Here is a 1,879-nt window from a genome sequence, read left to right as displayed (position 1 = left end):
CCCGGGTGTCGGAGAAGTGTATTGCCTGTTATCCGCGCATCGAGGGGAAAGACCCCTTGACGGGCGGCGAGCCGATGGAAACGCGCTGTATGGCGGCCTGCGTGGGCAAGATCCGCATGCAGTCGTTGATGCGCATCGGCGAAGACGGCCTGTGGGCCGAAGACCGCTGGCATCCCCTGTACTACACGATTCGTGTGGAGCAGGTGGCGCTCCCGCTGTATCCGCAGTGGGGCACCGAGCCCAACGGCTACTACATCCCGCCACGGCATAGCCCGCGCGGCTATGCCCGGCAGATGTTCGGCCCGGGCGTGGATAACGCCATCGAGAAGTACCTCGTGCCCAGCCGCGAACTGTTGGCGGTGCTCCAGCTCTGGAGAGCCAGCCAGCAGATCGTCTTCCGGTACGATGTCATTCCGGGTCCGAAAGTGTTTGAAACCCAAATCCACGGGAAGCGGTTCGACATGTACAACGATACCGTGTTGGGCTTCAACAAGTCGGGCAAGGAAGTGGCGCGCATCCAGGTCGAAGAGCCGATCTACATTCGGCCGGCCGAGCGCGTGAACTGGCTGTAAGCCGTTGTGACAGGATTGGGAGGAGCGGGCGCTCCTCCCAATCTCTGTTCAGCCTGTGGTGTGAATGGCTCGATGCTGAGTCCTGCCGGGTGCGGTGCTCACAAGGAAGCGAGCCACCGCTGGTGCTGACTATTCGGTCCGGGGCGGCAGCCTGGAAAGGAGTGTGTCGTACGAACTTATGGTAGGGATACGCGGTCGTCTTATCGGACTCCTGCTTGTCGCCACGATCGCCCTCGCCTCGTCGTTTTTCGCGCATCTGTATCTGTTCGAGCAATGGCGTGGGCAACACGAGCGCCAACTGCACCGCTCAAAAATTCTCGAAGAGGTGTTGCGATTGAAAGGGTTGGTCGTAGATGTGGAGACGAATTTTCGCGGGTACCTGCTGACAGAGCAATCTTCGTTTCTCGAGCCGATCAATCTGGCGACAAGCCGGTTGGAGAGCGGGATGGCGCGATTGACTGATCTGACGGCGAGCACGCCGGGTTTGCAATTGGGGGTCGGGGTGTTATCGGCTCGTCTCAATGAGTTTGTCGACAGTAAGAAGACCCTGGTGGCGGCGATTGGGACAGACAAGCAGGAGCAGGTTCGGCTCTATGTGCGAGGCGGAAGCGGGCGCGCGCTGTTCCTGACCATCGAAAAGGCCGTCGGTGATTTTGAGATGCGTGTGCAGCGCGAAATCCCTCTGGAATCCATGACATATGAGGCGTGGATGGAGCAGGCCCGATGGCAACTGCTTTTCGTGGATAGTCTGGGGGCCATTCTGTGCATCGTTCTCACGCGAAGCGTGAGCCTTCCTACACAACCCTCGCGCGATCGGCGGGCGCGTATCCCACTCTAGAACCTATCTCAAAATGGTTGTGTCGAAGCACAAACTCCCTATAATGTGCCCGCATGCTGCGCCTGCGCGACGACCAATGGGAGCGGATTCGGGAACACTGTCCCGAGGAACATATCCCCGAAGGCCGTCCCGGACGCAAACCGGTGCCTGCCCGCGCGATTTTGGAAGCCGTGCTCTGGATTCTGAACACCGGCGCCCAGTGGCATCTGCTGCCGCAGTGCTCTCCCAATTACAAGACCGTGCATCGCCGATTTCAGCAGTGGTGCGAACGCGACGTGCTGCGGGAGATTCTCACGCAACTCGCCAATACCTTGCGCGAGGAAGGGGCGATCGACGAGCGTGAACGCTTCATTGATGCCACGTTCGCCATGGCGAAGGGCGGTGGCGAGGAGATCGGGAAAACCCGCCGTGGCAAAGGCGTGAAGATCCTCGCGATTGTCGATCGCTATGGGCTGCCGCTCTCGGTCAG

At 60.1% G+C, this 1,879-nt stretch carries 2 protein-coding genes and 1 pseudogene; all 3 read left to right on the top strand.

What is annotated here, in order from left to right; all coding sequences use genetic code 11:
• A pseudogene (locus tag KJA79_RS11380) lies at window positions 1-572 on the top strand (4Fe-4S dicluster domain-containing protein); the annotation flags it as partial.
• A 163-nt stretch (window positions 573-735) separates the two neighbouring features.
• Window positions 736-1,410, top strand: coding sequence for a CHASE3 domain-containing protein (locus tag KJA79_RS11375; RefSeq protein WP_213042170.1), 675 nt, complete (start codon window positions 736-738; stop codon window positions 1,408-1,410).
• 53 nt (window positions 1,411-1,463) lie between these two features.
• Window positions 1,464-1,879: transposase (locus tag KJA79_RS11370; protein ID WP_213042169.1), on the top strand; the 416-nt coding region annotated here is incomplete at its 3' end.

The sequence above is a fragment of the Nitrospira defluvii genome, assembly GCF_905220995.1.
GTDB lineage: Bacteria > Nitrospirota > Nitrospiria > Nitrospirales > Nitrospiraceae > Nitrospira_A > Nitrospira_A defluvii_C.
The sequence above is the reverse complement of the archived record's forward strand: the minus strand, read 5'-3'. Positions and strand labels throughout refer to the sequence as shown.